Below are 20,343 nucleotides of genomic sequence, written 5' to 3' on the forward strand. Positions count from 1 at the left end.
TCACCGATCACGGAGGAAGCCATGTCCAAAGCGCCCCCCATCCCGCCCGAACAACGCGCCTTCAAGGGCCAGAAGCCCGACATCGAAGGGCAGGGCGGTCGCCACGACGATCTGCAGAGTCAGGAAGTCGGCAATGCCGACGTAAATCTCGACGAGCAAGGCCGCTCGGGCAACCTGCGCCAGAACACGACCCATTCGGGCAACGTTCAGAACCGCTGACCGTCATGTGTCGAGCGGCCGACTGTCGGTCGCTCGACATTGAAAGTGCTTCTCATTCAAGAGTTTGACGGCGACGGAACGGGTCTCTTCCTCCGCGAGTTGGTTGGCGGTCAGTTCAGGAGAACACCATGGCCGCCACCGCGAAAACTACCAGTAAGACCAAGTCCGCCAAGCCGCGTAAGTCGACCCGTCGCACGGGCCGCCGTGATCCGCTGGCCATCACCCTGCTCAAGAAGGACCACCGCGAGGTGGAGGCGATGTTCGACGAGTATGAGCAGCTCGAAAAGGACGCCGAGAAGCTGGCCCTGTTCAACCAGATCGCCCTGGCCCTGAAGGTCCACACCCAGATCGAGGAAGAGGTCCTCTATCCAGAGAGCCGCGGCGAGGTCGAGGACGACCTGATCGACGAGGCATATGTCGAGCACGACGGCGCCAAGAAGCTGATCGCCGAGATCGAGGCCATGAAGCCCGGCCAGGAGTTCTACGACGCCAAGGTCAAGGTGCTGGGCGAGTACATCAAGCACCACGTCAAGGAAGAGGAGCAGCCCGGCGGCTTCTTCGCCCAGGCCAAGAAGGGCGAAGAAGACCTGGAGGGCATGGGCGAACGCATGAAGGCCCGCAAGGAAGAGCTGATGGCTGAGTACGGCGGCAAGGCCGCGCACTAAAGCTACCGAGCGCTCAACAGACGCCCGGCCGAGAGGCCGGGCGTTTTGCTATGTCAGGCCCGCCAGTTCACCCGCCATCCGCAGGTCCTGCACGAATTCCGCATAGGCCCGCGCCTTGGCGTCCTCATCCGGGACACGCAGCAGGAACGACGGGTGATAGGTCACCACGCCCTGGCTTTGGTCGGACAGTTGCAGCGCCTTCCCGCGGTTGGCCCCGATCGGCGTCGGTTTGCCCGTCACGCCCAGGGCCGCCGTCGCGCCGAGCATCACGATCACACGCGGCTTGACCAGGCGTCGCTCGGCGTCCAGCCACCAGCGACAGGCGGTGACCTCGCCGCGGTCCGGCGTCTTGTGGATACGCCGCTTGCCGCGCAGCTCGTGCTTGAAGTGCTTCACGGCGTTGGTGACGTAGGTCCGGTTGCGGGCGACGCCGGCCTCGGCCAGGGCCTTGTCGAACATCTGCCCCGCCGGCCCGACAAACGGGCGACCGGCAAGGTCCTCCTGGTCGCCGGGCTGCTCGCCGACGAACATCAGCGGCGCCGGGGTCACGCCTTCGCCCGGCACGCCCTGGGTGGCGTCGCGCCAGAGGTCGCAGCGGCGACAGACATGGACGCCGGCGTCGACCTCCTCCAGCGTCGTGGCCGCGCCCGAGCCGTACGAGGCGTCGCGCGCGTGGCGCAGGGCGGCCTTCAGCACGCGGTCGGACGGTTGGCGAGGCGTGGACGCGACCATGGCGGCGGCGCGCTCCTGGGCGGTTTCGATCAGCTCGGGAATGAGCGCCGCCTCGGGCAGGTTCCGCCAGTAGCGCTTGGGCATCTCCTGACGCATCTGCCTGGGGTTCAGCCGGGCGGGGTTGAAGATCGAGGCGTAGTAGGTGCGCCAGAGCTCTTCCTGAGCGTCCTCGGACGGCGCATCAGCCGGATCGGCGCCTTCCGACACCATCAGCCGCTCGCGGTCCCAGGCCACGCAGGCGTCGGGCGTCAGGATGGTCCAGTCCATGTTGGTGAAGCGGCGCACGAAGAAGCCGGCGGTGGCCTCGGTGACGCGGTGGGCGGGCTCGAACCAGGCGGCGTAGGTCTCGGTCGCTGCGCCTTCGATCAACCGGAAGCGGACGAAGGCCTTCATCTTGTGCGAGGCGCGGCTGACGGCCTTGGCCATGTCGCGGGCGCGCGCCATGTCAGGATCGGCCGGATTGTCGATCAGCCGCGGCTCGCGCTCCAGCCGCCACAGGATGCGGTAGAGCAGGGCACAGCGGTCGGCGCTGCGGTTCTGGATCACCTGCTCGGCCAATTCGACAAAGGCGGCGGGCACAGTGAAGTTCGCCGCGCCAGAAGCGGCGACGGGCAAGTCCAGGTCGAACAGTTCCCGCTCCACCGTCCACACCACCGCCTCGGGCGTCACGCCCTCGGCCCGCAGCGCCCGCGCGGCCGCGCGCCAGCCGGCGAAGTCGATCTCGGACGCCAAGCGCACCACCCGCATCAGAACAGGCTCAGCTGCTGGGGCTGGACCAGGGCGGCCTTCAGGCTCTCGCGATCAGCCAGGGCGCCGGGCGTCCAGTCGGCGGTGACCACGAAGGCCCTGGCGCGCTTCAGGACGGCCCCAACGCGCTTGAGGTCATCCAGCGTCAGGCGGGTGACCTTCCGGGCCGCCAGGATGCGTTCCACGGCCTTGGCGCCGATGCCCGGCACGCGCAGCAGCGTTTCCTTGTCAGCGGTCTGGATATGGATCGGGAACTTGGCGCGGTTGCGCAGCGCCCAGCTGGTCTTGGGATCGACGGTCAGGTCCAGGTCCTCGCCCTCGGCGACGATCTCGGGCCGCTCGAAGCCGTAGAAGCGCATCAGCCAGTCGGCCTGGTACAGGCGGTGCTCGCGCAGCAGCGGCGGCCGGGCCAGGGGCAGGCGCGAACTGGCGTCGGGGATCGGGCTGAAGGCCGAGTAGAACACCCGTCCCAGGCGATAGGCGCCATACAGGCTGGCGCTGCGGGCCAGGATGTCGCCGTCCTTGGCCGCGTCCGCCCCGACGATCAGCTGGGTCGACTGGCTGCGGGCGAAGGACCGCCGTCCGGCCTTCTTCGCCGGCTCGGCGTAATCGTCGATCGCCAGGCGCATGCGGCCCATGGCGCGCTTGATGTCGGTGGGACTCTTCTCGGGGGCCAGGGCGGCCAGGCTGTCGTCACGTGGCAGCTCGATATTGATCGACACCCGGTCAGCATAGAGGCCGGCCTCGGCCGCCAGTTCCGGCAAAGCCTCGGGGATCAGCTTGAGGTGGATGTAGCCGCGGAAGTCGTGGTCCAGCCGCAGCGATTTCGCCACCCGGACCATCTCCTCCATCGTGTAGTCGCCCGTGCGGATGACGCCCGACGACAGGAACAGGCCCTCGATGTAGTTGCGCTTGTAGAAATTCAGGGTGAGGTCGACGACCTCCTTCACCGTGAACCGCGCCCGGGGTGTGTTCGACGACACGCGGTTGATGCAGTAGGCGCAGTCGTAGATGCAGAAGTTGGTCAGCAGGATCTTCAGCAGGCTGATGCAGCGACCGTCGGGCGCATAAGCGTGACAGATGCCCATGCCCTCGGTCGAGCCCACGCCCTGGCCGCCGACGGAGGTCCGTTTCTCGGCGCCGGACGAGGCGCAGGACGCGTCGTACTTGGCGGCGTCGGAGAGGATAGCGAGCTTACGTCTGAGATCGAGAACGGCCATGCATGGCACGTTATCGTTCTTATTTTGTTCTAGATAGTCTTCACGCGCGACAAGGGCATGGAGCACAATGTCGCGCGTGAATAGAAGCGTCGGGGAGCAGACTTTGCGGCCTGCTCCCCGCCAAAGGCTTAGCCGTTGACGGCGTCCTTCAGTTGCTTGGCCGGCGTGAAGGCGACCTTCTTGCTGGCGGCGATTTCGATGGTCGCGCCCGTGGCCGGGTTACGGCCGGTGCGGGCCGGCTTGGCCTGGACCTTGAACTTGCCGAAGCCCGGAATCGAGACTTCTTCGCCCTTCACGGCGGCGTCGGAGATCGACTTGAAAACGCCGTCGATGATGGCCTTGGCTTGGGTCTTGGTCAGCTTGTCGTCGGCGGCGACAGCGGCGTCGACCAGATCGGAAACGTTCGTCATCTCTAAGCTCATGTCCTGTGAATCAGGGAGTTGTGAGCCTGCCGAGGCGTTTCGGGTTTGTCACCCGTTAGGGAAGGTTAAAACGCCGATTCATGGGGGCAAAACGCCCGTGGGCCGGGGATTTTTACGAAATCGTCGCCTCACGAACGGCCAAGTTCGGGGCAAAAGCGTTAATATTGGTCCCGTAAGTGGACTATGAGCCGACTCGCGCACTAGGTGATTCTGCACGGAATCGCCTCCGATCCGGGCCGGTTCGGGTTCAAATCGACAAGACCGGAACGCCGCGCCGGCCCTAGCCATTCTTCCTGAACACACAGGAGAGACCGCCATGACCGATGTCGATAATGGATGGGACGGGCAGGACGGCGCCGAGGCGCTGGACGAGGATGTCGTCGGCAAGGACGGCGAGTTGCGCACCTTTGAGGAGCTGCCGGACGTGCTGGATGTTACCCAGGCCGAGGGCGACGCCGACGATGACGACGCCCTGATCGGCGAGGATCTGGACGACGACGAAATCATCGCCCTCGAGGAAGACGCCGACGGCGGCGATGGCGTCGACGAGGACGACAAGCGACCGCAAGTCTTCGATGGCGAGTAACGGGGGCGAATAACGACCATGGCAGCGCGCAAGCTCGCGGCCTATCAGGCCAAGCGCGACTTCAAGCTCACGGCTGAGCCTTCGGGCGAGGTCGAGGTCGCCGCGTCCGAGCGGGCGCGTTTCGTCATCCAGAAGCACGACGCCACGCGGCTGCACTACGACCTGCGGCTGGAGCACGAGGGCGTGTTCCTGTCGTGGGCGGTGACCCGGGGGCCGTCGCGCGATCCGCACGACAAGCGCCTGGCCGTCCATGTCGAAGACCACCCGCTGGCCTATGGCGATTTCGAGGGCACGATCCCCGAAGGCCAGTATGGCGGCGGCACGGTGATGCTATGGGACCGCGGCTGGTGGGCGCCCGAGCCGGGCTTCGACCTGGAGAAGGGCCTCAAGAAGGGCGAGATCAAGCTCGTCTTCGCCGGCGAGCGGATGAAGGGCGGCTGGGTTCTCGTCCGGATCAACAACGACAAGTTCGGCGGCAAACGCGAGAACTGGCTGCTGATCAAGCATCACGACGAGTTCGCGATCGAGGGCGACCTCGACTTCCTGGAGGACACGTCCTTCTCGATCGCCTCGGGCCGGACGATGGACAAGATCGCGGCCGGCAAGGGCAAGGCGCCGACGCCGTTCATGACAGGGCAGGGGCCCACGTCGGACGCCGTCTGGAGCAGCACGAATTCACCCGAGGCCAGCGCCGAGAAGGCCGCCGAGGAGACGGGCGCGCCGAAGGGCAAGATGGCCAAGGCCAAGCCCGCCAAGGCGGCGAAGATGTCCGACTTCATCCCGCCGCAGCTGTGCAAGCTGGTCGACAGGCCGCCGGGCGGCGGGGACTGGGTCCACGAGATCAAGTTCGACGGCTATCGCATGCAGCTGCGGATCGAGGGCGGCAAGGCCGCTCTGCGTACCCGAACGGGCCTGGACTGGAGCAAGCGCTTCCCGCAGCTGATCGCGGATGCCGAGGATCTCCCCGACGCCCTGATCGACGGCGAGGTCGTGGCCCTGGACGAGGCCGGCTCGCCCAGCTTCGCGGGACTGCAGGCGGCGCTGTCGGAGGAGAAGACCGACGACCTGATCTTCTTCGCCTTCGACCTGCTGCATGCCGATGGTCAGGACCTGACCGAGCTGCCGCTGTCGGACCGCAAGAACCGGCTGAAGACGCTGCTGCCTGAGGGAGAACGCATCCGCTACGTCGAGCACTTCACCAGCGGCGGTGAGGCGGTGCTGCAGTCGGCTTGCCGGATGTCGCTGGAGGGCGTGATCTCCAAGAAGCTGGACGCGCCGTATCGCTCGGGCAAGGGCGCGACCTGGACCAAGGCCAAGTGCCGGGCCGGCCACGAGGTGGTGATCGGGGGCTGGACCACCACGGGCGACGCGTTCCGCTCGCTGATCGTCGGCATCTACAATAAAGAGGGCGAACTGGCCCATGTCGGCCGGGTCGGCACGGGCTATGGCCGCGACAAGGTCGCTAAGCTGCTCCCGGCTCTGAAGGCGCTGGCGCGCAAGACCTCGCCGTTCGGCGGCAAGGGTGCGCCGCGCGGTGGGGCAGGCATCCATTGGGTCGAGCCCGAACTGGTGGCCGAGATCGAGTTCGCGGGCTTCACGGGCGACGGCTCGGTGCGCCAGGCCTCGTTCAAGGGCCTGCGCGAGGACAAGCCCGCCAAGGCCGTCGCGGCCGAGGCGCCGGCCCCGGTCGAGGAGGTCGAGTTGGCTCAGCCGAAACCGGCCTCGGCCAAGCGCGCCGGCGGCAAGGCCTCGGTGCTGGGCGTGGCGATCTCCAATCCCGACAAGCCGCTGTGGCCCGACGCCGGCGACGGCACGCCGGGGACCAAGCTGGACTTGGCGCAGTACTTCGAAGCCGTCGGCCCCTGGATGCTGGAGCACGTGAAGGGCCGGCCCTGCTCGGTGATCCGCATGCCGGACGGCATCGGCGGCGAGACCTTCTTCCAGCGCCATTCGGGCAAAGGCGTCTCGGCCCTGATCGACGAGGTCACGGTCAGCGGCGACCACAAGCCGTATCTGGTGTTCAACACCGTCGAGAGCCTGGTCGCCGCCGCCCAGTGGGGCGCGCCCGAGCTGCACCCCTGGAACTGCCGGGAGGGCGCGCCGGAGGTTCCGGGCCGCCTGGTCTTCGACCTGGACCCCGCGCCGGACGTCTCGTTCGACGCCGTGGTCGAGGGCGCGCGCGAGATCCGCGACCGGCTGGAGGCCTTGGGCCTGGTCCCGTTCTGCAAGACCACCGGCGGCAAGGGCCTCCATGTGGTCACGCCGCTGAAGGGAACCAAGGTCGACTGGGACGCCGCCAAGGCCTTCGCCCGCGAGGTCTGCGCCCGCATGGCGGCCGACAGTCCCGACCAGTACCTGATCACCATGGCCAAGAAGGATCGTGGCGGGAAAATCTTCCTCGACTACCTGCGCAACGACCGCATGAGCACGGCCGTGGCCCCGCTGTCGCCGCGCGGCCGTCCGGGCGCGCCGGTCTCATGGCCGGTGGCCTGGACCCAGGTGCGCAAGGGACTGGATCCGTCGCGGTTCAACATCCGGACGGTTCCGGGCCTGGTGAAGGACCTCGACGCCTGGGACGCCTATGCCGACAGCGAGCGCGACCTGGCGCCGGCGATCAAGAAGCTGGGCAAGGCGTAGGTCGGATTTTACAGTGCCGCTATCCGGCGCATTCGAACGTCGGGATCATGGGGAGAACGGCATGGCCCGCGAGCAGGCGCTGCAAGCGCTAGAGACTTGGCACGACCTGCTGGAGAAGCGCGAGTTCGACCGTTTGCGTCCCTTGGCGTCCGACGCGGTGGTGTTCCGCTCGCCGGCCTTCTTCACGCCCTATCCGGGCGTCGAGCCGCTCGTGCACATCATCGCCACGGTCAACACCATCTTGGAGGACTTCGCCTATCACCGGGAGTTTTGGTCCGAGGGACACGAGTCCGTGGTGCTCGAGTTCAGCGCGCGCGTTGGCGACAAGAAGCTCAAGGGCATCGACATCATCTCCTTCGACGACGCCGGCAAGATCACCGAATTCGAGGTGATGATCCGTCCGGCCAACGCCGCCGCGGCCGTGGGCGAGGCGATGGCCGCCAAGGCCGGGCCGCGCCTGAAGGAGCTGCTGGGCGGGTTGACGGCCTAGCCGGCCTTCTTCCGCGCCGGCGCCTTGTGCGCGGCGGGCTTCTTGGCCGCCGGCTTGGCCTTGGCCGGCGCCTTGCCCAGGCTGTTGCGTAGCGCCTCCATCAGGTCGACCACGTTCGTATCCTCGGGCTCCTCGACGGTGACCTTGCGGCCCTTGCCCTTCTGCTTTTCCTTGATCAGCGCGCGCAGGGCGTCCTCGTAGCGGTCGTTGAACTGCTCGGGATCGAAGGGGCCCTCCTTCTGCTCGATGATTTTCTGGGCGATCTGGATCATCGCCGCGTCGGGCTTCTTGTCGGGGATGGCGTCGAAATAGGTCGCCGCGTCGCGGACCTCGCGGCGGTTGCGCAGGGACCAGGCGACCATGCCGTTGTCGCGCGGCTCGATGGCCAAGAGGCGCTCGCGCTGGTGCATGACCACGCGGCCGAGGGCGACCTGGCCCTCCTTGGTCATGGCCTCGCGGATCACGCCATAGGCCTCGGCGGCCAGCTTGCCGTCGGGGACCAGGAAGTAGGGATTGTCCCAGTAGAGGCGATCGATGTCGCTGGCCGGCACGAAGCGCTCGATGTCGATCGTGCGGGTGCTTTCCAGGCGGACGCTGTCGATCTCGTCCTGGGTGACGACGATGTACTCGTCCTTCTCGACCTCGTAGCCCTTGACGATGTCGGCGCGCTCGATGGGCCCCAGGTCCGGATCGGTCGGGACCATGCGGATCCTGTTGTGGGTCTTCTTGTGCAGCATGTTGAAGTGCACGTCGCCGCGCGAGTCGGTGGCGGTGTACATCGCGACGGGGCAGGTTACGAGCGACAGGCGCAGGTGGCCCTGCCAGGTGGGACGGCCGGCGGCCATAGGCGCTCTCCTCAGGCTTTCGAGCACGAGGCCTTGGCGGCCTCCAGGAAGCGGATAACGGCCAACTCGAACGCCCGCTCCGAGCGGCCTGGCTTCAGCGGCAACACGCCCTGCTGATAGGCTTCCAGCACCAGCGGATGGATGTACGAGCCCCGGCAGACGGCGGCCGTGTTGCCCAGCAGGCCCGCGACAGCCTTCACGCAAGTGTTGACGTTGCGCTTGGCCTCGGTGGGGCTGCCGGCCTTGGGGATCAGGCACAGGGCCCGCGCGGCGGCCAGGGTGCCGGCCCAGGTGCGGAAGTCCTTGGCCGAGAAGTCCTCGCCCATCGCCGCGCGGATATAGCCGTTGACGTCGGCGCTCTCGACCGAGCGGCGTTGGCCGTCCTCGTCGAGATACTGGAACAGGCGCTGGCCGGGCACGTCCTGGCAGGCCTTGACGATGCGGGCCAGGCGACGGTCGCGAAAGCCCGTCGTGTGGACCTTGCCGCTCTTGCCCTTGAACTGGAACGTGCCGCCCACGCTGGACAGCTTGGCGTGGCGGTCGCGCAGGGTGGTCAGGCCGAAGCTCTTGTTGGCCTGCGCATACTCCTCGTTGCCGACCCGGATCAGGGTCAGCTCCATCAGGCGGACAACGGCGGCGACCACCTTGTCGCGGGGCAGGCCCCGGCGCGCGAGATCGGTCTCGACCCGCGTCCGCAACTTCGGCAGAGCACGGCCGAAGGCGATCATGCGGCCAAACTTCAGCCCGTCGCGGTCGCGTCGCCAGGCCTCGTGATAGCGGTACTGCTTGCGGCCCTTCTGGTCCCGGCCGGTGGCCTGGATGTGGCCGTGCGGCGAGGGACAGATCCATACGTCGGTCCAGGCCGGCGGGATGGCCAGGGTCTTGATGCGGTCCAGCGTGGCGGCGTCATCGACGTTGTCGCCGTCGGGGTCGCGATAGGCGAAGCCCTCGCCGGCCTTGACCCGGCGTAGCCCTGGATCGTCGTCGTTCACATAGAGCAGGCCGGGCGCCGCCGGCTGAAGTTCGAGCGTATCGCGCGGCATATGACCAGCCCTCCGTCCTTTGTCGGATCAACGGCGGGCGCGGAGGCGGGTTCCGAATGCGAAAAGGCCCGCGACTTTGACGGCGCGGGCCTTTCGAAAGCTACTGATCGGGACGCCGTTACGGAGCGTCGTCGTCCACCATGGCGCGGACCAGATCGACCACCCGGCGGCGCAGGCGACGGTCGGCCAGGCGCGGGAACAGGCTGGCCAGTTCCAGGCCTTCGGGCGTCGACACGAACTCGGTCATGCGCTGGGCGAAGCCGTCGTCGATGCCGCCGTCGGTGTCTTCCAGACCTTCGAAGAAGTAGGACACCGGCGCCTGCAGCAGCTTGGCGGCGTCGTAAAGCTTGCTGGCGCTGATGCGATTGGCGCCGCGCTCGTACTTCTGGATCTGCTGGAAGGTGATGCCGAGGGCGTCCGCGACCTGGGTCTGGCTCAGGCCCATCATCTTGCGGCGAATTCTCAGCCGAGCGCCCACATAAAGATCAACGGGGTGGGCTGGTTCGACTGCGGGTCGATCGTTCATCCGCCTCTATTCCATCTGCGCCGCGCGGCGGCGGCCGTCATGCCAATGTTAACGGGTATAGACACAGCTTGGCTGCATCGTCACGTCCGGACGTGCACGGAACGGGTCTTCGCGCCAAAGTGTCGCGCTCGATTTACTATCGTTAATGATGAATGGACCAAGTAAAGGACGTGGTCGTTCCGGACTTGACGTTCGCGCGCTCGGAAGGTGTTTGCGCGCCATGACAGTTCAATCAGGCGCGCGTATCGCCGTGGCTGGGGCCGGGGCGTTGGGATCGGCGGTGGCGCTGCGCCTGGCGCGGGCCGGCTTCAAGGTCACCGTCTTCGATCCGGCGCCGCTGGGCGACAACGCCTCGGGCGTGGCGGCGGGCATGCTAGCGCCGGTCAGCGAGGCGCTTTTCGACCCCGCGTCGCGCGATCACCTGGCCCTGATGCGCCGCGCCCGTGACCTGTGGCCGGCCTTCGCCAAGGGGCTGGGCATCGAAATCCACCGGGCGGGCGTGCGAATCGAGGGCTCCGAAGCCTGGCGCGAGCAGGTCGCGAGCAAGCTGCGCGACCTGGGCCTGCCGGCCGACGAGACCATCCCCGAGGACTGGCGCATCGAAGCGCGGCCGGCGCTGGCGGCGCTGCGGGCGGCCGCTGAGGCGGCGGGCGTGCGGTTCGAGGCCGAGGCGGTCGAGGGCTTCGCGCCCGGCCATCTGTTGCTGGCGGACGGTCGTATCGAGACCTTCGACATCCTGGTCGTGGCCACCGGCCCTGGCGCGCGGGATGGCCAGTTGGCGCCGGAGACCAGAGCCTTGGCGCCGATCAAGGGGCAGCTTCTGCGAACCTCGGCCGACGAAGGCGACGTGGTCGTGCGGGGGGAGGGGGTTTACCTGGCCCCCGGCGAGACCCTGGCCATCGGGGCGACGATGGAGGTCGGTCGCGACGACCTCGAGCCTGACGCTTCCGCCACCCAGACGCTGCGCGCCGCGGCCTGGGACCTGCGGCCGGACCTGGATCTGGACGCGGCGAGCGTCGAGGTCGGCGTGCGCGTGACCACGACCGACGGCCTGCCGCTGGTCGGCTGGAGCAGGGCCCCCGGTGTCATGCTGGCCGTGGGCGCGCGGCGCAACGGCTGGCTGCTCGCGCCGCTTGTGGCCGACATGGTCGCGGCGTATCTGAATGACGATAACCCGGGCCCGGACGCCGCCGCCATGGACGCGCGCCGTTTCGAGAAGTCCGAGGGTCAAAGCAACGCAGGGGAGTAGGGCCGGATGTCCGGATTCTGGTTGACCGAAGAGCAGGAAGCCATTCGCGAAGGCGTCGCCAAGGTGTGCGCGGCCTTCGATGATGAGTACTGGCGCCGCACCGACGAGACCGGCAACTTCCCCGAGGAGTTCGTCGCCGCCATTGCTCAGGGCGGATGGTTGGGCGTGGCCATGCCCGAAAGCGTCGGCGGGGCGGGCCTGGGCCTGACCGAAGCTGCCGTGATGATGCAGACCGTGGCCCAGTCGGGTGCGGGCTTCTCGGGCGCCAGCGCAATCCACCTCAACATCTTCGGCCCGATGCCGCTGGTGAAGTTTGGCACGGACGCGCAGCGCGAGCGCCTGCTGCCGCGCCTGATCTCGGGCGAGGACAAGATGTGCTTCGCGGTGACCGAGCCGAATTCGGGCCTCGATACCTCCAGCCTGGAGACACGGGCCGAGAAGGTCGACGGCGGCTATCGCCTGAACGGCCGGAAGATCTGGACCACCGGCGCCCAGCGCGCCAACAAGATCCTGATCATCGCCCGCACCACGCCCAAGGATCAGTGCGCCAAGCCGACGCAAGGCCTGTCGCTGTTCTACACCGATGCCGAGAAGATCGAGGCCAAGCCGATCCCGAAGATGGGCCGCAAGGCCGTCGAATGTAACATGCTCTTTATCGAGGATCTGTTCGTCCCGGCGGAGGATCTGGTCGGCGAGGAGGGCAAGGGCTTCGCGTACCTGCTGCACGGCCTCAACCCCGAGCGCGTGCTGTTCGCCGTCGAGGCCATTGGCCTGGGCCGCGCGGCGTTGGCCAAGGCGACCACCTACGCCAACGAGCGGATCGTGTTTGGCCGTCCCATCGGCAAGAACCAAGGCGTGGCCCATCCGCTGGCCAAGTCGTGGGCCGAGCTGGAGGCCGCCAACCTGCTCGCCTTCAAGGCCGCCGCCCTCTACGACCAGGGCAAGGACTGCGGGGCTGAGGCCAACGCCGCCAAGTACCTGGGCGCCGAGGCCGGCTTCCATGCCTGCGAGAATTCGGTCCTGGCCCACGGCGGCATGGGCTACGCCAAGGAATACGACGTCGAGCGCTACTTCCGCGAAGCGATGATCGCCCGCATCGCGCCGGTCAGCCGCGAGATGATCCTGAACTTCATCGCCGAGCGCGTCTTGGGTCTGCCCAAGAGCTACTGAGTCAAAGGCCGGGTCGCGGAAGGCTCGCGACCCGGCCGCCGTTTCAACGCCGGAGGGTGGGCTTAGGCGCCCGCGTTGAACCGGATGGGGATACGGACGGTCGCGCCGTCGACGGCCTGGCCGTCCTCCAACTGCGGCTTCATCCTGAAGAAGCGCGAGATCTTCAGCGCCGCGTTGCCGAAGCCTTCGTCGACGGGCGTTTCGCTGGCCACCACGCAGTCGCGGACCGTGCCGTTCAGCGCGACCATGCAGCTTAGCGTCGCCGAGCCGGACAGGCCGCGTCGCTGGGCGCTTTCCGGATAGTAGCGCGAGACCTCGTCGGCCGAGGGCGTGCGCAGCCAGTTGGCGCGGGTGATGACCTTGGGCTGCGGCGCGGGCGGGACGTTGGGCTGTGCAGGAACCGTCGGCAGGGTCGGCGGCGCATCTGTGCCGGGACTTTCTGGCACGTCCAGCGTCTTGACCACCAAGGGTTCTGGTGGGGTGAACGGCGTGGCGAGCGGCGTATGCAGCTTCATCTGGTTGCGCGGCGGCGGCTGGTCGGTTTGCGGCGGCGGTGGAGGAGGCGGCGTGGGCAGCTCGTAGTGGTCCAACCGCAAGATCGTCTCCGGCTCGGCGTTCGGCAGCGGCGAGACCCACTTCTGGTAGGCCAGGTAGCCGATCAGCCCGGCGTGCAGCGCAGCCGAGACGCCCAGGCCGATCAGCAGCACCTTCGAGGGCTTGCGTGGCGGAGCGTCCAGGCCGGGAATGCCGGAGCCGCTGGGGTGGAGAGCCAGGTTCATGTCGATCTCCTACGCTGAATTACATCTGTAGGATCAGGTCAGCACGAACGCTTCTGTCTGTAAATTGACATTCGTAATCTACGTGGCGAATTGTCTTACGCCTGTAAGAATGGGTGCGGCATCTCGTCTCCGGACGCGGGTCTGCGAACGTGGTTAATCGCGAATTAACCATAGTCGCCGACTCCTGAGGCCCATGCCCGCCGTCAGTTCCATTCGCAGCGTCGTCGAGTCGGCGATCCAGCGCGCTTCCAGCGCGACCGGGGTCGACTTCACGTTCCTGATGGGCACCGCCAAGCGCGAGAGCGGTTTCAACCCCGCCGCCAAGGCGCGGACGTCGTCGGCCTCGGGCCTGTTCCAGTTCGTCGACCAGACCTGGCTGTCCACGCTGAAGAAGCACGGCGCCAAGTACGGCTATGCTCGTTACGCCGACCTGATCAGCCAGGGCTCCGATGGTCGCTTCCGCGTCGAGGGCGACGAGGCTCGAAAGGCCGTGCTGGGCCTGAAGACCGATCCGCACGCCGCTTCGCTGATGGCTGGCGAGCTGGCCAGTGACCATGCCTCGTACCTTCGTGGCCGGGTGGGGCGCGACCCTACGGCCGGCGAGCTGTACGCCGCCCACTTCCTGGGTCCGTCGGGTTCGGCCCGCCTGATCCAGGCCGCCACCGCCTCGCCGGGCGCCAGCGCCGCGGCGATGTTCCCGGACGCGGCCCAGGCCAACCGCTCGATCTTCTACCGCGACGGCCGCGCCGCCACCGTGGGCGAGGTCTACGCCAACCTGACCAAGACCGGCGGCGCGACGCGTGTCGACGTCGGCCCGGTGCAGGCTCCGACGGTCCAGAGCGACCAGGGCTTCATGCAATATGCCAGCGGTCGTCGCCTGGAGCGCATCCGCCAGCAAGAGGCGATGGTCGACCTGATCCTGCGCGGCTCGCAGGACGCCGGCAGCCCGTTCGGCAATACCGACAGCGCCAGCATGGGCGGCGGTCAGCGCCTGGCCAGCTCGATGTTCTCGGCCGAGATGCTGCGCGTGCTGGCCGACGCCAACGAGAAGGTCAAACGCTGACGCTGGTCAGCGCGGCGACCTGATCTTCCGACCACCCCAATGCCTTGAATACCGCCGCCGTGTCCGCGCCCAGCTTGGGCGCGGGTCCGCGTGGGCCATCCTCCGAACCCGGGAAACGGGCCGGAGCAGCCGGCGCCTTGAACGTGCCGCCGGCGCCGTCCGGCGTGTCCACGAAGCAGCCGGCCGCCTCGGCCTGGGCGTCGTCGACCAGCTCGCGCGGGGTCTGATAGGGCGCCCAGGTGATGTCGCCGGCGTCCAGAGCCTCGGCGGCGTCTTCATAGGCCATGGCCCCGAAGGCCTCATCCAGGATGTCGACCAGCGCCTGGCCGTTCTCGCGACGGGTTTTGGCGGAGGCGAAGCGCGGATCGTCGACCAGCTCGGGCCGGCCGGCGGCGGCGGCGATGCGCGGCCAGTCGACCGAGCCCTGACGGGGCAGCAGGCAGATCCACCGGCCGTCGGCCGTCTTGTAGAAGTTGGCCAGCGGCTGCACGGACTCTCGTCTGCCGCGCGTGGAGGCCAGTTTCCCGAAACGCAGCTGGATCGCCATGTCCGAGCCGATCGCATAGACGCCCGTGCGCAGCAGCGAGGTCTCGACCAGCCGGCCGACGCCCGTGTTGGTGCGCTCGTGGACTGCCGCGAGGATCGCGGACACCGTCGCCAAGGAGGTGACGTGGTCGCCCATGCCGGTGCGGATAGGGAAGGGCTCGGTGCCCTTCGGCGCGGTGATCGCCCCGACCCCGGCCCGCGACCAGAAGGCGGCGACATCCATGCCGGGCTTGTCGCGGTCAGGACCGGTCAGGCCATAGCCCGTCAGGCTGCAATAGATCAGGCGCGGATTGATCGCCTTCAGCGTCTCGTAGTCGACGCCGGCGCGGGCCAGGGCGGCGGGGCGGACATTGGTCAGGAAGATGTCGGCGGTGGCCGCCAGGGCTTTCAGGGCGTCGCGGCCGAGATCGGATCGGATGTCGAGCACCACGGCCTTCTTGCCCCGGTTGTCGAGCTCGAAGATCGGGTTGGCGTCCTGGTCCGAGCCGATGGTGTCGAAGAAGCGCCGCATCGGATCGCCTTCCGGCGACTCGACCTTGATCACCTCTGCGCCCCAGTCGGCCATGATCCCGGCCGCGCCGGGGGCGGCGATATAGGTCGCCAGCTCGACGACCCGCAGTCCCTCCAGCATCGCTCTCTCCCTTTTTCTCGTTGAGGGGAGCATGCGGGAGGGGGAGGGAAGGGGAAAGGCTTACCCGGCGGCAAGCCCTCGGTTCAGAACACCAGACGGCCGGGCGGCTCGACCTTGAGGATGCGCAGCGCCCGCTCGTGGCCGTCGCGGTCGGGCCACTGGATCGACTGGCCGACGGAAAGACCGATCAGGCCCGCCCCGACCAGGGACAGCACCGAGATCTTGCCGGCGGCGATGTCGGCCTCCTTGGGATAGACCAGCAGCACTGAGCGGGCCACGCCATGGGCGTCGTCCTCGAAACGCACGGTCGAGCGCATGCGCACGACATGGTCGGGCATGGCCGCGTCGGGGCGGATCTCGGCGCGGTCGATCTCCTGCAGCAGCATGTCAGCCGCCAGCGGGGCGGCCTGTTCCATCTGCAGGGCCAAGGTGGACAGGTGTTCGGCCTCGGTCTCGGCCATGATGATGCGAGGACGCGCGATGGCGTCCGCTTGCGTGAGCATGAAAAGCTCCCAGCGAAAGGTGTGAAGGCGCGCGCGGAAGGGCGCGTTGTTTAGGCGGCGGAATGCGTGATGTTCGCCCCGAACGCCTGCGACAGGCGCGCGGACGGTTCGGGGCTAGGAGCCTGCGAGCAGGCTACCGCCGTGATGGCGAAAACGCCGGAAGGTCGGGCGCGAAAACATGCGCCATTCTCGCCTCCGCGGGCGGGATGTCAAACCGTGCTTGACGGTCTTAGGCTGCTTCCGACTTGGCGCCGTTGCGATCCAGGGCGGCGGCGTCGGCCAGGACGCGGGCCACGGCGGCGACGCTGACGGGCTTGCGCAGGATGATGTCGGCGCCGGCGTCCAGGAACTCCGAGGCTTCCTCGCCGTCGCCTTCGATGACCGCCACGATCGGGGTGGCGCGGTTGGGGCCGTCGGCTTCGCGCAGCGAGGCGGCGGCGCCCGGCCCGTCCAGCACCGGCATGCGGTGGTCGAACATCAAGAGGTCGAACTCGGCGATCTTGGCCAGATCGGCGGCACGGCGGCCGTTCTGGGCGTGGACCACCTGGTGGCCCAGCTGCTCCAGGATGGCGCGCAGCATGGCCGCATTCAGGGCGTCGTCCTCGGCGATCAGCACGCGCAGGGTGCGCGGCGCGCCCGGCGCTTCGGTGAAGCCGGCGTCCTGTTGCTCTTCCTCACGCTCGTACTCGGCGATGGCGTCGAAGGGCAGGGTCAGGGTGAAGCAGCTGCCCACGCCCACGGCGCTGCGAGCGTCGAGGGCGCCGCCCATCAGGCGGGCCAGCTGGCGTGACAGCGACAGGCCCAGGCCCGCGCCGTTGACGCCGGCGCCGGTGCGCTCGACGCGGCGGAAGGCCTCGAAGGCCTGCTCCATCTCTTCGGTGGTCAGACCGGGGCCAGTGTCGGCGACCTCGACGGCGATCAGGCCCTCGCGCAGCTCGACGCGGACCTCGATGCGGCCACGCACGGTGTATTTGACGGCGTTGCCCAGCAGGTTGGCGATGATCTGGCGGGTGCGCAGGGCGTCGGCGATGACCGCGCCCTTGTCGCGACCGCGCAGCAGCGGATCGATGTGGACCGACAGCTCCAGGCCCTTGAGCGCCGCATGCGGCTTGTCCAGCAGGACCAGGTCCTGGACCAGGCGGACCGGGTCGAACGGCTGGGTCTCGACGTTCAGGCGGCCCGCCTCGGCGGTCTCGCTGTCGAGGGTGGCGTTCAGCACCGCGATCAGGTCCTGGGCCGCGTCGAGGGCGGCGTTCAGCTGCTCGCGCGACGGCGCGGCGCGACCGCCCTTGCCGGCGGCGGCGGCCAGCACGTGGGTGACGCCGGTTAGGCCGTTGCGGATCTCGTGGCTGAGGGTGGCGACGATGTGGGACTTGCTGCGGGCGGTGCGCTCGGCCGCTTCCAGCACGCGCAGGCGCTCGTCGACCAACTCCTCGTGCGAGACGGCCAGGTCGTGCTGGCGGCGGAACATGCGGTTGAGGATCATGCCCAGGGTCAAGGCCAGCGCCGCGGCGCCCCAGGTCACCTCGCCGGCCTGGCGGCCGTCCGGGTGGGAGAACTGGGCGATCAGCGGGCCGGCGGCGGCCAGCGGGGCGACGATCAGCAGGGCGGGCAGGTACGGGGCGGCGAAGAAGGCGCACAGCACCGCGCCGGCCGTGGCCATCATCAGCAGGGTGTCGCGAGCAGGGCCGGCGCCTTGGGCGAAGGCGGAGATCTGCATGACGCTCAGGGCCCACAGCACGCCGCACAGCACCTGCACCCGGGCCCGACGGTTAAGATCTTGCGACGCATCGTCGCGCAGCCAGTTCACCGCGGCGTAGAAGGCGCCCCAGTTGATGGCGAAGACGGCGAAGGTGGCGCTCATCCAGACGCGGTTGTCGGCGAACGATCCGACCCACACGAACAGGGCCAGGCTGACGGCGAAAACCCCCAGCGCATAAGGCAAAAGCGCGGCCTGGGCGTCCAGGGCCTTGGCCAGTCGGGCGCCGTCCATCGGGCTTGTCTTCAGGCGGCGCTCAGCGAGCAAGATCGCATTCCTCTTCGGTCTGCGCGCACCCTAGTCGAGCGTGGTTTGTACCCAGTTACGGGACATCGTTAATCCACAGGTTCCCGGCTCAATCGATCATTAAGCCTAACCGCCCACCATGCGACTCCAAGCATAGCTCCCGGCAGGCGAACCATGGCTACCACCCGCGCTGCACTGACCGACTCAGACATCCGCATGCTCGTGAAGGGCGCGACGCCGGACGAGCGCGCCCTGGCGGCGCACAAGCTGTGCCGGAGCATCGATCGCTCTGTCCTCACCGACGACGAGCGCCAGGTCGCCCACGACATCCTGCGGGTGATGGCTGCCGACGCCGCCGAGCTGGTCCGCCGGGCCATGGCGGTCACGCTCAAGAATTCCCAGGCCCTGCCGGCCGACGTGGCCAACCGCCTGGCGCGCGACGTCGAGAGCGTCAGCCTGCCGATCATCAGCTTCTCGCCGGTGTTTACCGACACCGACCTGGCCGAGATCGTCCGCGTCGGCGGTCCGGTGCGCCAGATGGCGGTGGCCAAGCGTCCCAAGCTGTCGGCCAAGATTACCTCGATGCTCGTCGAGCAGGGCAACGAGGACGTGGTCGCCACGGCCGTCGCCAACGACAACGCCCGCTTCTCGGAAGTGGCGCTGCAGAAGGCCCTGGACCGCTTCGCCAAGTCCGAGCACGTGCTGCAAGCGGTGGCCTACCGTACGGCCCTGCCGATGGCGGTGACCGAGCGCCTGATCGAGATGGTCGGCGAGCAACTGCGCGACCACATCCTGACCAACCACGCCCTGTCGGCCGAGCTGACGATGGAGCTGATCGTCGGCGCCAAGGAGCGGGCCACGATCGACCTCGTGGACCAGGCCGGCCGCGCTTCCGATCCCAAGGCCTTCGTCGCCCACCTGCACAAGGTCGGCCGCCTGTCGCCGTCCCTGATCCTGCGCGCCCTGGCCCATGGCCACATGACCTTCTTCGAGTGGGCCGTGGCCGAGCTGGCCGGCGTGCCGCACCACCGCACCTGGCTGATGATCCACGACGCCGGCTCCCTGGGGCTGAAGGCGATATGCGAGCGCGCCGGCCTGCCGCCGCGCCTGTTCTCGGCCTTCCGCGCGGGCGTCGACGCCTTCCACGGCCTGGAGTTCGACGGTGGGGCGCACGATCGCGCGCGCTTCCAGGAGCACATGATCCAGCGCTTCCTGACCTCGTCACACACGGTCTCGCGCGAGGACAACGAGTACCTGCTGGAGCGCATGGACCGCAGCAGCAACAAGCGCCGCGCCGACCGCAAGGACCAGGGCGCGGCTTAAGCGCCGAAACCAAACGATCGTTCGAAAGAAGTCTGGGCAAGCGCACTTAGCGGCGCCAGACTTCCCGCATGTCCGACTCCCCGCAAGGCGAGATCCGTCCCGCCGCCACCGTACTGCTGCTTCGAGACGCGCCTTCGTTCGAGGTGCTGATGGTCAAGCGGCATCACCAGATCGACTTCGCGGCCGGGGCCCTGGTGTTTCCGGGCGGCAAGAGCCACGGTGGCGACAGCGACCCGCGCTGGCGCGACCTGGCGATCGGCTTCGACGAGGTCGGCCACGATGGCGTGGCTCTGCGCATCGCCGCCATCCGCGAGGCCTATGAGGAGGCCGGCGTGCTGCTGGCCCGCGACAAGGACGGCGCCTTCTATGCCGGCGAGGCGGCCAAGGACATCCGGGACGCGGTGGCGCAGGATAAGGTGGCCTTCATCGACGTGGTCGAGGACCTGGGGCTGAAGCTTGATCTCTCGGCCCTGACCGTCTTCGCCCGCTGGATCACGCCCAAGCTGATGCCCAAGCGGTTCGACACCTGGTTCTACGTCGCCCACGCGCCGCTGGCCCAGCAGGCCATCTGCGACGGCCACGAGGCGGTCGACGCCGAGTGGATCGCGCCAGGCCTGGCGCTGGAGCTGGCGGCGTCGGGCCAGCGCAAGGTGATCTTCCCCACGCGCATGAACCTGCAGCTGCTGGCCGAGAGCGCCGACCCCTCCGACGCCGTGGCGCGGGCAGGGGCGCGCGAGCTGGTCACCGTCGAGCCGTGGATCGACGGGCCGGTCCTGCGGATCCAGGAGAACGCCGGCTACGGCCCGGTGACCGAGCCGCTGGAAGCGCTCTAGACCTTATCGACATTCAGCGCATCCAGATCATGGCGGCGGCGAGGTGAATGAAGCCGAGGAAGTGAACGGTTCTTCGGTCGTATCGGGTGGCGAAGCGTCGGAAGTGCTT

20 protein-coding genes are annotated in these 20,343 nt (G+C 68.1%); 10 read left to right on the forward strand and 10 right to left on the reverse strand.

Annotated features, from left to right (window positions below; all coding sequences use genetic code 11):
* Positions 1-21 precede the first annotated feature (21 nt).
* A complete protein-coding gene (locus AC1RR5_RS10270; RefSeq protein ID WP_492921288.1) occupies positions 22-219 on the forward strand; it encodes a hypothetical protein in 198 nt (65 codons plus the stop codon).
* Positions 220-347: 128 nt separating this feature from the next.
* A complete protein-coding gene (locus tag AC1RR5_RS10275) occupies positions 348-884 on the forward strand; it encodes a hemerythrin domain-containing protein (protein WP_492921289.1) in 537 nt (178 codons plus the stop codon).
* A gap of 48 nt (positions 885-932) precedes the next feature.
* Here the strand turns inward: AC1RR5_RS10275 and AC1RR5_RS10280 are convergent, their stop codons facing one another.
* From AC1RR5_RS10280 to AC1RR5_RS10290, 3 genes are all read right to left on the reverse strand, one after another.
* Entirely contained in the window at positions 933-2,363 is a 1,431-nt protein-coding gene (locus tag AC1RR5_RS10280) for a UdgX family uracil-DNA binding protein (protein WP_492921290.1), read from the reverse strand.
* Positions 2,363-3,583, reverse strand: coding sequence for a putative DNA modification/repair radical SAM protein (locus AC1RR5_RS10285; protein WP_492921292.1), 1,221 nt, complete (start codon positions 3,581-3,583; stop codon positions 2,363-2,365). Before AC1RR5_RS10285 ends, AC1RR5_RS10280 begins: the two co-directional genes overlap by 1 nt.
* A gap of 128 nt (positions 3,584-3,711) precedes the next feature.
* Positions 3,712-3,993: an HU family DNA-binding protein gene (locus tag AC1RR5_RS10290; RefSeq protein ID WP_066682603.1), complete on the reverse strand. Its 282-nt coding sequence runs from the start codon at positions 3,991-3,993 to the stop codon at positions 3,712-3,714.
* A 328-nt stretch (positions 3,994-4,321) separates the two neighbouring features.
* On the opposite strand from AC1RR5_RS10290, the gene AC1RR5_RS10295 reads away from it, so the two are divergent.
* From AC1RR5_RS10295 to AC1RR5_RS10305, 3 genes are all read left to right on the forward strand, one after another.
* Positions 4,322-4,591 carry a hypothetical protein gene (locus AC1RR5_RS10295; protein ID WP_492921294.1) on the forward strand — a complete coding sequence of 90 codons (270 nt, stop codon included), beginning with the start codon at positions 4,322-4,324 and terminating at the stop codon, positions 4,589-4,591.
* 18 nt (positions 4,592-4,609) lie between these two features.
* Positions 4,610-7,228 carry a DNA ligase D gene (gene ligD, locus AC1RR5_RS10300; RefSeq protein WP_492921296.1) on the forward strand — a complete coding sequence of 873 codons (2,619 nt, stop codon included), beginning with the start codon at positions 4,610-4,612 and terminating at the stop codon, positions 7,226-7,228.
* A gap of 61 nt (positions 7,229-7,289) precedes the next feature.
* A complete protein-coding gene (locus tag AC1RR5_RS10305; protein ID WP_492921297.1) occupies positions 7,290-7,718 on the forward strand; it encodes a nuclear transport factor 2-like protein in 429 nt (142 codons plus the stop codon).
* Here AC1RR5_RS10305 and ku read toward each other — a convergent pair.
* The 3 genes from ku to AC1RR5_RS10320 form a co-directional block, all read right to left on the reverse strand.
* Complete coding sequence (gene ku / locus AC1RR5_RS10310; RefSeq protein ID WP_492921299.1) at positions 7,715-8,563, reverse strand: non-homologous end joining protein Ku; 849 nt, start codon at positions 8,561-8,563, stop codon at positions 7,715-7,717. The genes AC1RR5_RS10305 and ku overlap by 4 nt on opposite strands.
* 11 nt (positions 8,564-8,574) lie before the next feature.
* Positions 8,575-9,606: a DNA topoisomerase IB gene (locus tag AC1RR5_RS10315; protein ID WP_492921300.1), complete on the reverse strand. Its 1,032-nt coding sequence runs from the start codon at positions 9,604-9,606 to the stop codon at positions 8,575-8,577.
* Positions 9,607-9,724: 118 nt separating this feature from the next.
* Positions 9,725-10,132, reverse strand: coding sequence for a helix-turn-helix domain-containing protein (locus tag AC1RR5_RS10320; RefSeq protein WP_492921301.1), 408 nt, complete (start codon positions 10,130-10,132; stop codon positions 9,725-9,727).
* 220 nt (positions 10,133-10,352) lie between these two features.
* On the opposite strand from AC1RR5_RS10320, the gene AC1RR5_RS10325 reads away from it, so the two are divergent.
* On the forward strand, positions 10,353-11,381 hold the full coding sequence (locus tag AC1RR5_RS10325) for an NAD(P)/FAD-dependent oxidoreductase (protein ID WP_492921302.1): 1,029 nt from the start codon (positions 10,353-10,355) through the stop codon (positions 11,379-11,381).
* 6 nt (positions 11,382-11,387) lie between these two features.
* The gene (locus AC1RR5_RS10330; protein ID WP_492921303.1) at positions 11,388-12,551 is read left to right on the forward strand and encodes an acyl-CoA dehydrogenase family protein; all 1,164 of its coding nucleotides are present in this window, start codon (positions 11,388-11,390) and stop codon (positions 12,549-12,551) included.
* A gap of 62 nt (positions 12,552-12,613) precedes the next feature.
* Here AC1RR5_RS10330 and AC1RR5_RS10335 read toward each other — a convergent pair whose 3' ends face one another.
* Entirely contained in the window at positions 12,614-13,330 is a 717-nt protein-coding gene (locus AC1RR5_RS10335; RefSeq protein WP_492921304.1) for an energy transducer TonB family protein, read from the reverse strand.
* 193 nt (positions 13,331-13,523) lie between these two features.
* Here AC1RR5_RS10335 and AC1RR5_RS10340 point away from each other — a divergent pair, with 193 nt between their 5' ends.
* Positions 13,524-14,393 carry a transglycosylase SLT domain-containing protein gene (locus AC1RR5_RS10340; protein WP_492921305.1) on the forward strand — a complete coding sequence of 290 codons (870 nt, stop codon included), beginning with the start codon at positions 13,524-13,526 and terminating at the stop codon, positions 14,391-14,393.
* Here the strand turns inward: AC1RR5_RS10340 and AC1RR5_RS10345 are convergent.
* The 3 genes from AC1RR5_RS10345 to AC1RR5_RS10355 all read right to left on the reverse strand — a co-directional run bounded on the left by AC1RR5_RS10345 (position 14,383) and on the right by AC1RR5_RS10355 (position 18,099).
* Positions 14,383-15,570: a CaiB/BaiF CoA transferase family protein gene (locus AC1RR5_RS10345; RefSeq protein WP_492921306.1), complete on the reverse strand. Its 1,188-nt coding sequence runs from the start codon at positions 15,568-15,570 to the stop codon at positions 14,383-14,385. The genes AC1RR5_RS10340 and AC1RR5_RS10345 overlap by 11 nt on opposite strands.
* A gap of 83 nt (positions 15,571-15,653) precedes the next feature.
* Positions 15,654-16,073 (reverse strand): nucleoside diphosphate kinase regulator, encoded by a 420-nt coding sequence (rnk, locus tag AC1RR5_RS10350; RefSeq protein WP_492921307.1) that lies wholly within the window; start codon positions 16,071-16,073, stop codon positions 15,654-15,656.
* 229 nt (positions 16,074-16,302) lie between these two features.
* Positions 16,303-18,099, reverse strand: coding sequence for an ATP-binding protein (locus AC1RR5_RS10355; RefSeq protein ID WP_492921308.1), 1,797 nt, complete (start codon positions 18,097-18,099; stop codon positions 16,303-16,305).
* 153 nt (positions 18,100-18,252) lie between these two features.
* Between AC1RR5_RS10355 and spbR the strand changes: the two genes are divergently transcribed.
* Together spbR and AC1RR5_RS10365 are read left to right on the forward strand one after the other, a co-directional pair.
* Positions 18,253-19,401 (forward strand): pole-localized protein SpbR, encoded by a 1,149-nt coding sequence (gene spbR, locus AC1RR5_RS10360; protein WP_492921310.1) that lies wholly within the window; start codon positions 18,253-18,255, stop codon positions 19,399-19,401.
* A gap of 68 nt (positions 19,402-19,469) precedes the next feature.
* Positions 19,470-20,234, forward strand: a complete 765-nt coding sequence (locus AC1RR5_RS10365; RefSeq protein WP_492921312.1) for an NUDIX hydrolase — start codon at positions 19,470-19,472, stop codon at positions 20,232-20,234.
* Positions 20,235-20,343 lie beyond the last annotated feature (109 nt).

Source organism: Caulobacter sp. GW821-FHT11E11, from assembly GCF_058808315.1.

Coding starts and splice junctions, on each gene's coding strand:
- AC1RR5_RS10270 (WP_492921288.1), top strand. CDS start 22: ATGTCCAAAGCGCCCCCCATCCCGCCCGAACAACGCGCCTTCAAGGGC.
- AC1RR5_RS10275 (WP_492921289.1), top strand. CDS start 348: ATGGCCGCCACCGCGAAAACTACCAGTAAGACCAAGTCCGCCAAGCCG.
- AC1RR5_RS10280 (WP_492921290.1), bottom strand. CDS start 2,363: ATGCGGGTGGTGCGCTTGGCGTCCGAGATCGACTTCGCCGGCTGGCGC.
- AC1RR5_RS10285 (WP_492921292.1), bottom strand. CDS start 3,583: ATGGCCGTTCTCGATCTCAGACGTAAGCTCGCTATCCTCTCCGACGCC.
- AC1RR5_RS10290 (WP_066682603.1), bottom strand. CDS start 3,993: ATGACGAACGTTTCCGATCTGGTCGACGCCGCTGTCGCCGCCGACGAC.
- AC1RR5_RS10295 (WP_492921294.1), top strand. CDS start 4,322: ATGACCGATGTCGATAATGGATGGGACGGGCAGGACGGCGCCGAGGCG.
- ligD (WP_492921296.1), top strand. CDS start 4,610: ATGGCAGCGCGCAAGCTCGCGGCCTATCAGGCCAAGCGCGACTTCAAG.
- AC1RR5_RS10305 (WP_492921297.1), top strand. CDS start 7,290: ATGGCCCGCGAGCAGGCGCTGCAAGCGCTAGAGACTTGGCACGACCTG.
- ku (WP_492921299.1), bottom strand. CDS start 8,563: ATGGCCGCCGGCCGTCCCACCTGGCAGGGCCACCTGCGCCTGTCGCTC.
- AC1RR5_RS10315 (WP_492921300.1), bottom strand. CDS start 9,606: ATGCCGCGCGATACGCTCGAACTTCAGCCGGCGGCGCCCGGCCTGCTC.
- AC1RR5_RS10320 (WP_492921301.1), bottom strand. CDS start 10,132: ATGAACGATCGACCCGCAGTCGAACCAGCCCACCCCGTTGATCTTTAT.
- AC1RR5_RS10325 (WP_492921302.1), top strand. CDS start 10,353: ATGACAGTTCAATCAGGCGCGCGTATCGCCGTGGCTGGGGCCGGGGCG.
- AC1RR5_RS10330 (WP_492921303.1), top strand. CDS start 11,388: ATGTCCGGATTCTGGTTGACCGAAGAGCAGGAAGCCATTCGCGAAGGC.
- AC1RR5_RS10335 (WP_492921304.1), bottom strand. CDS start 13,330: ATGAACCTGGCTCTCCACCCCAGCGGCTCCGGCATTCCCGGCCTGGAC.
- AC1RR5_RS10340 (WP_492921305.1), top strand. CDS start 13,524: ATGCCCGCCGTCAGTTCCATTCGCAGCGTCGTCGAGTCGGCGATCCAG.
- AC1RR5_RS10345 (WP_492921306.1), bottom strand. CDS start 15,570: ATGCTGGAGGGACTGCGGGTCGTCGAGCTGGCGACCTATATCGCCGCC.
- rnk (WP_492921307.1), bottom strand. CDS start 16,073: ATGCTCACGCAAGCGGACGCCATCGCGCGTCCTCGCATCATCATGGCC.
- spbR (WP_492921310.1), top strand. CDS start 18,253: ATGGCTACCACCCGCGCTGCACTGACCGACTCAGACATCCGCATGCTC.
- AC1RR5_RS10365 (WP_492921312.1), top strand. CDS start 19,470: ATGTCCGACTCCCCGCAAGGCGAGATCCGTCCCGCCGCCACCGTACTG.